The sequence below is a fragment of the Acinetobacter sp. YH12236 genome (assembly GCF_013417645.1).
In the GTDB taxonomy this organism is placed as follows: Bacteria; Pseudomonadota; Gammaproteobacteria; order Pseudomonadales; family Moraxellaceae; genus Acinetobacter.
This window is the reverse complement of sequence record NZ_VPDM01000062.1, coordinates 1-6,371: the sequence shown is the minus strand read 5'-3', so window position 1 is coordinate 6,371 and position 6,371 is coordinate 1. Positions and strand designations below refer to the sequence as shown.

Here is a 6,371-nt window from a genome sequence, read left to right as displayed (position 1 = left end):
ATCTTCTAGTTTTTCCCCTGCACGATATGCAGATGATGCAACCGCAGTTCGCCCCGAACTTCGGTTCACCGTTTTAGTGGAACAATGATAAATTGCCATGCAGTCGCCTTGGGGTGCTTTTGCTTTTAAAAAATTGCGTAGCAGTTTTTTGGGGTTAAGGGGTGTCCCCTTGCGCAACTTTGACTTGAACTTTGTTCAAGTCGTAAGTGCGCATTTCATGAAAAACACGATAGCATATAGCCCGCTTGAATTTCAATTCATAGGGTTTTATGCTTGAGTGGTTTTCTATATCCCGAAATTAACCGTTATGACAAAATCTGCTGAAAATATCGAAAAGAAAATTGAAGCCCAATTAGAAAAGTTGAAACAGTTAAAAGCTCAAAAACAGGCTATTGATGCAAGAGAAAAAACCAAGCAAAAGGAACAAGAAAGAAAGGACGATACAAGACGTAAAATTTTGCTCGGTTCTTACTTAATTAAAAAGATGCAATCTAATGAAGCCAATAAAGAAAAAATACTCGCTGAACTCAACGAATATTTAACAGAAAATAGAGATAGACAGCTTTTTGATTTGCCCGATATTGAAGCCTAATTTTTCTTAGCTGTTTGGTTGTTCTGTTCGGCTTGATACTCGGGAATGAGCGTATTTAAAACCTTTTGAATATTGTCTTTGTCCTCTATCTGCAAATTATCTCGATAGTAAATTAAGTCCTGTATTTTGCTTTCCATCTGCATTTTTTTGGTGGGTTCTGCATTTTTGGATATTCGAGATAATAGGAAGATATAACCGCATATATTTTCCCTCGCAATTTCATAATTTACGATGTCGAGGTATTCAACGGTCACATGTTTTAGATCAGTTGATAGGTTGTTTAATTTAATCATGGCTGAAATCCTGATTTTTCTAATATTGGATAAAGCTCTCTGAATTTTTCAGGCTCTAAAAGCATATCTGCTATACGGATAGCAAATTGTTGGTAGCTTTCTGTACCTTGTGAATATTTCCCCATTTCAGGCATTTCTGACATTTTATTGGCAAATAAATGGCGTTGTGCATCGGTCATTTTGACAAAAAAGTCAGGTGTGTTTGGGTCACGCTTAGAATCTAATTTTTTCGGCTGTGATTTTTGCTTAAACTTAAATGAAAAACCAATAATTGAACGACCACGTTTGTGTTGTTCATACTCTGCTTTTATATCTGTGTACTCATTAATTTGATCAATGGCAAGGTGTAAAACTTTTTCTTTAAATTGCCCCATTCTCTTGTATTCGTTGGGTTCTATGCCTAATTTTAATCTTAGCTCTTCTAGCTCTACCATAGTCACTTTGCCTGTACTACGCCATGCGATAAGCAACTCATACAAGCGTATAGCGTAAACACTAGTTAAACTGCTGACTTGCTCTAGTTCATAACTGGTGAAGTGTTTTTCTAAATTTGTAATCAACGGTACAACATCATCAGAAAACTTAATACGAACAAGAGCTTCATTTTCTACATAAGATATTCGTTGTACCCATCGACTTATTACATTCTCAATGTTGCCCTTTTGAGTCAGCTTTTGATAGCTAAATCTACGATCAAATAGGCTTTTGCAAGCATCTTTAAGAACTTTATAGGCTGTATTTCTATGAACATTGAAATGGTTGATATAGCTTTCAGCATGAATCGTCAAATCTTTATCATTGGGTGTATTTGATTGCCTAGCTTCAAGTATGGCTAACAGTATTAAACGTTGTTCTGATAGGTCTAAATTATAACTGGCATTTATTAGTGCATTATCTTTAACGACTAGTTCCTTTTTCATAAGCACACATGTTTTTTAAATATATAAGTACACTCTATTTTATTGAGTGTCACTTTGCAAGATAAAGGTGTACTTATTGCAAGATAAAGGTGTACTTATTGCAAGATAAAGGTGTACTTATTGCAAGATAAAGGTGTACTTATTGCTATTTTTATTCTTATATATCAATTAATTGTAGAGGCTAAAAATTAAAAAATTAAAAAATATTAAAAAGAGGGGAGTGCTTAAAACTGCCCTATGTACTCGCTAAAGCTCGTACTCTATTGAAGCTCGTTCCTCGCTTCATGGGGCAGTTTTTGGTTAATCCTGTTTATGAAATCTAAAAGCAAAAGCATTGGTAATGTATTCGCTTCGCTCATACTTTTTGAAAAGCAAAAGCTCCAAAGTTCGCACCCATTCGGGATGCTCTGTAACTACCGTTTAAAATCGAAAGGGAGCTTGTAATCAGAGAAAAAGCGAGGTCGAAATTTTGATGATGCTCAATCGCTCGTAGACACTCGCTCGGTTCTTATTATCTAGGTTTTAATTATTTACTGGAGCTAATCAAAGTTGTGAAACATTGATGAAATATTAGTCGTGGAACGTGAAGAATCATAAAAAAAGCCCGAGCATGACGTTTCGGGCTATTAAGTATTGACTATAACATTGAAAGATAATGAAAATATCTAAGCATTTCGGATAAGGTGTATTATGTTAATTTTAGATAAACTATAGAATCCATTAGTTTTTAAACCAATAAATTAAATATTTTATGGAACTCCAGAATATTTATTCAGGCGATACTTAAGCAATAAGGGTAGGGTGATTACATAAAGTATTGCAGCTAATGCCCATACCATTCCAGGAGCTGATGCCTGAGTCATAAAATAGAGGCTAGTAACTAATACAGGACCAATTATAGCCACCAGACTATTAAAACTGCTTAATAGCCCTTGTAATTCACCTTGTCTTTCATCACTAATACCTCTGGACATCATTGCTTGCAAAGCAGGAACGGCTACTCCACCAAGGGCAAACAATGGTAACAACGCAAAAGGCACCCATTCTTCAACAGCAATAGATAAAAGAAGTAAACCAATTGCATCGCAAGCTATTCCACATAACAACGTATTTTTCTCTCCAAACCTCTTTACCATAGGGGCGATAGCAAAAGCCTGTGCAATAGAATGGCATATTCCATAACTAGCAAGGGAAACACCTGCAATAAATATACTCCAGCCATAACGATCCTGCCCATAGATAACCCATAAAGTTGCGGGGACTTGTGAAACCAATGTGATAATTAAAAAGATACCAAGCAATGGAGCCATATTAGGTTGAGTGATCAAATAGGATAATTTCTTTAATATTGATTGCTCCTGAACCTTCTCAGTCATTTTATTGCTGTGTTTTGATTCTTTTAATAAGACTGCTGTCATTATTAAATTAATCCCATTCATAAAAGCAGCAGCAAAGAACGGTGCATGTAAGTTCCATTCACCCAAAACTCCACCTATTACCGGACCCGCTATAAACCCAATACCAAAGACAGCTCCAAGGAGACCAAACCTTTTTGCACGCTCATGGGCTGGAGTAATATCTGAAACATAAGCTGTTGCAACAGCCATGTTGGCACCTGTAATTCCCGCAAAAATACGACCAATATATAGCCACAATAGAGAAGGAGCAGCAGCCATTAGGAGATAATCAGCCGTTGCACCAGCAATTGAAATAATTAATACAGGTCGACGTCCAAATCGGTCACTCAACGCTCCAAGGATAGGTGCAAAAATGAACTGCATCAGAGCATACACAGCTAATAAAGCACCATAGTGAACACCGCCTGCTTCAGCTCCAGCCAATGACCGTAATAATTCAGGCAAGATCGGCATAATTAAACCAATCCCAACAGCATCCAGAAATATAGTGATTAAAATCACGCTCAATGATTTCTTCACAAATGCCTTCTCTAGCAATGATAGAATTAATATTCTCTCACACACTCCCTATCAGTGATAGATTTATGAGTAAAAAAGATATTGCACCTCAACGTCTGACACGTGAAATAGTCCTGCGTACCGCATTGGATATGTTGAATGAAGAAGGCATAGATTCAATAACCACACGCAAGCTAGCTCAACGATTGGGTATTAAATCTCCAACTCTATATTGGCATTTCAAGAATAAATCCTTGTTAATGGAAGCAATGGCGGAAACCATTATAAATGAACACCATTTAGTTTCTTTACCCATCGATGGGATGACATGGCAAGATTGGTTGCTCGCTAATTCTGTAAGCTTTCGTCGAGCACTACTAGCTTACCGTGATGGTGCTCGTCTACATGCAAGAACTAGCCCCAGTCAAGGACATTTCAACACGATTGAGGCCCAAGTTGCGCTGTTATCTCATGCTGGGTTTTCTCCTGTTGAAGCAGTTGCATTACTTATGACATTAGGAAGGTTTATTGTTGGGTGGGTCCTTGAGGAGCAGCAAGAAGAAATAAGATCAGACCCACCATTCGAAGCCGATCCAACTATATATCCACTCATGCTCCAAGGAGTGAATACCTTACAAAATATGAATGCGGATGACATTTTTGAAAATGGGATTCGTATGGTGATTATCGGTGCTGAAAGACAACTTGATATTAAAATGCAAACTTAACTCTATACTGCTTTAAGCAACTGTTCTATTTAGTAATAAAGCTTTTATCCTTAATTATTTAACATAATAGAGCTTATACGAAACGCAATTTAAAATATTATTGTTTTTCATATAGTTATAAAATTTTGACTGACTTCAAAAACAGTAAAAAGCCGACTTAGAAACAAGTCGGCTTTTTTATGAGCAGGTTTGATACCTTTTGCCAAGAACATAGGTTATTAAATAATCAATTGATAAAATATATTCTTATTATTTCATTTACTCATAAAATATATTCATTATAATGTTGTGTATTCGATCGAATACAATAAAGAGGAACTTTCATGACCGAGATTAAACGTCTCCCTGAATTTGATGAATGGCTAGATAGCATTAAAGACAGTATGACCCGTCTTAAACTGAATCGAAGATTAGATAAGGTTCAGCGTGGTAATTGGGGCGATGTAAAGCATCTTCAAGAAGGTGTTTGGGAAATGCGAGAGTTCTTCGGACCAGGTTGGCGCATGTATTACATCAAACATGGTGATGTAATCATTGTGATGCTTGGAGGTGGTGATAAATCTACACAGCAAAAGGATATAGAACGAGCTGTTGATTTATCAAAATCTTTAGAGGATTGAAAAATGGTTAAAATAGCTGATCTACCTAGCTTTGACATGGCAGAAGCACTTAAGAGTGAAGAAGATATTGTAATGTATCTTAATATGGTTCTTGAAGAGAATGACCCTGCTGAACTAGCTCATGCACTTGGTGTAATTGCTAAAGCTCGTGGTATGACTCAAATCGCTAAAGAAGCAGGAATTGGACGTGAAGCACTTTACAAAGCACTCCGTCAAGATTCAGCACCTCGTTTTGATACGATTAATCGTGTAGTAAATGCTTTAGGTCTAAAACTAACTGTGCAGAATGCATAACTATTAATAAAATTTTGTCTAAGTTCCATCTTATTTAACATAAAATCTCTTATGCGAAATTTCAGCTCGATGCTTTGAAAGATGGCTAAAGCCATGTTTCAAAGTCGGGCAACTTTGCGCTTGCTGTAATTTGATTTGTAATGAGAAAAACCAAGCAAAGTACCGATCAACTAGTATTTTTTAGGGTCGATCTGACACCAGTCATACGTTTTTTCTTTGACACTACTCGGTTCAAACGAGTAGCAATTTTTCCTCATTATTCTCACCAATGTTTCACCATCACTTTCTCGAATTTGTAGCGGATATTTTTTTAGTACAGCCATATCTGCTCTACGTTCATCAATTTCGTCTTTGCTTGGTATGTATAAAAAGATAGCCAAAATGAACACCATCATCACAGCAACAAACGTGCTGGCAAAAATAAAGATAAGTTTTAAGTTGAGCCTGTTTGTAGCTTCGTTTAATGCCTGAATACTGTTGTTTAATGCACCTGTATGCTTCTTATTTGTGTTTTCTAGCGATTTTTCAGCCTTGTCTAGCACTCCACTAGCGACTTGGTTGTAAAACTGCTCTAATCGCTTCTTATCGTCTGCTATGGCTTCTCGATATTCCTTCATGGATGCCAATAAAATATATAACTGGTCATCTAAATCATTTTGATTACTCATAATGACATTCCGCCTCTACTTAGTTTTTGATATGCCTTGCGGAGTGCTTGCTCGGCTCGTTGTTTATCTAATTCTTGCTGTCGTTTCATTTCCGCTTGGCGTTCCAGTTCTAGACGTTTGGTTTCTTGGTTCTTCTGCCATTGATCAAAACCTTGATCGACACGGTTTAAACCACGCTGTAAAACGCTCTCTTTCTGCTGTTTCTGTTGGTCAAGCTGTTGGGCGTTCTGCTGTTTCACATTGTCATTAAAACGGCTGATTTCAGTGTCTATGCCTTGTCTGCGTAATTGGGTGACTTTAGTGCCTTCATGGATGGTGGCTTGTAGTCCGTTATTCTGAT

General features: G+C 36.9%; 8 protein-coding genes and 2 pseudogenes. 4 read left to right on the top strand and 6 right to left on the bottom strand.

Translation table 11 applies throughout. The features are described from left to right. Positions 1-99 (bottom strand): annotated as a pseudogene (locus FTV14_RS15595) (mobilization protein); the annotation flags it as partial. 208 nt (positions 100-307) lie between these two features. On the opposite strand from FTV14_RS15595, the gene FTV14_RS15590 reads away from it, so the two are divergent. Next, positions 308-592: a hypothetical protein gene (locus FTV14_RS15590; RefSeq protein WP_004856445.1), complete on the top strand. Its 285-nt coding sequence runs from the start codon at positions 308-310 to the stop codon at positions 590-592. Here the strand turns inward: FTV14_RS15590 and FTV14_RS15585 are convergent. From FTV14_RS15585 to tet(39), 3 genes are all read right to left on the bottom strand, one after another. Further along, positions 589-885, bottom strand: coding sequence for a hypothetical protein (locus tag FTV14_RS15585; RefSeq protein ID WP_004856442.1), 297 nt, complete (start codon positions 883-885; stop codon positions 589-591). The two genes, FTV14_RS15590 and FTV14_RS15585, sit on opposite strands and share 4 nt — an antisense overlap. Continuing rightward, positions 882-1,805, bottom strand: coding sequence for a replication initiation protein RepM (repM, locus tag FTV14_RS15580; protein ID WP_004856439.1), 924 nt, complete (start codon positions 1,803-1,805; stop codon positions 882-884). Before repM ends, FTV14_RS15585 begins: the two co-directional genes overlap by 4 nt. A gap of 749 nt (positions 1,806-2,554) precedes the next feature. Next, positions 2,555-3,742, bottom strand: coding sequence for a tetracycline efflux MFS transporter Tet(39) (gene tet(39), locus FTV14_RS15575; RefSeq protein WP_174738199.1), 1,188 nt, complete (start codon positions 3,740-3,742; stop codon positions 2,555-2,557). A gap of 65 nt (positions 3,743-3,807) precedes the next feature. On the opposite strand from tet(39), the gene FTV14_RS15570 reads away from it, so the two are divergent. From FTV14_RS15570 to FTV14_RS15560, 3 genes are all read left to right on the top strand, one after another. After that, the gene (locus FTV14_RS15570; protein ID WP_004787586.1) at positions 3,808-4,449 is read left to right on the top strand and encodes a TetR/AcrR family transcriptional regulator C-terminal domain-containing protein; all 642 of its coding nucleotides are present in this window, start codon (positions 3,808-3,810) and stop codon (positions 4,447-4,449) included. Positions 4,450-4,772: 323 nt separating this feature from the next. Then, positions 4,773-5,069: a type II toxin-antitoxin system RelE/ParE family toxin gene (locus FTV14_RS15565; protein ID WP_004787583.1), complete on the top strand. Its 297-nt coding sequence runs from the start codon at positions 4,773-4,775 to the stop codon at positions 5,067-5,069. Positions 5,070-5,072: 3 nt separating this feature from the next. Next, the gene (locus tag FTV14_RS15560) at positions 5,073-5,363 is read left to right on the top strand and encodes an addiction module antidote protein (protein WP_004787581.1); all 291 of its coding nucleotides are present in this window, start codon (positions 5,073-5,075) and stop codon (positions 5,361-5,363) included. A gap of 170 nt (positions 5,364-5,533) precedes the next feature. On the opposite strand, the gene FTV14_RS15555 is transcribed toward FTV14_RS15560, so the two are convergent. Beyond that, a complete protein-coding gene (locus tag FTV14_RS15555) occupies positions 5,534-6,031 on the bottom strand; it encodes a hypothetical protein (protein ID WP_004856450.1) in 498 nt (165 codons plus the stop codon). Continuing rightward, a pseudogene (locus tag FTV14_RS15550) lies at positions 6,028-6,371 on the bottom strand (mobilization protein); the annotation flags it as partial. The pseudogene FTV14_RS15550 and the gene FTV14_RS15555, both read right to left, overlap by 4 nt.

Coding starts and splice junctions, on each gene's coding strand:
- repM (WP_004856439.1), bottom strand. CDS start 1,805: ATGAAAAAGGAACTAGTCGTTAAAGATAATGCACTAATAAATGCCAGT.
- FTV14_RS15590 (WP_004856445.1), top strand. CDS start 308: ATGACAAAATCTGCTGAAAATATCGAAAAGAAAATTGAAGCCCAATTA.
- FTV14_RS15555 (WP_004856450.1), bottom strand. CDS start 6,031: ATGAGTAATCAAAATGATTTAGATGACCAGTTATATATTTTATTGGCA.
- FTV14_RS15565 (WP_004787583.1), top strand. CDS start 4,773: ATGACCGAGATTAAACGTCTCCCTGAATTTGATGAATGGCTAGATAGC.
- FTV14_RS15560 (WP_004787581.1), top strand. CDS start 5,073: ATGGTTAAAATAGCTGATCTACCTAGCTTTGACATGGCAGAAGCACTT.
- FTV14_RS15570 (WP_004787586.1), top strand. CDS start 3,808: ATGAGTAAAAAAGATATTGCACCTCAACGTCTGACACGTGAAATAGTC.
- FTV14_RS15585 (WP_004856442.1), bottom strand. CDS start 885: ATGATTAAATTAAACAACCTATCAACTGATCTAAAACATGTGACCGTT.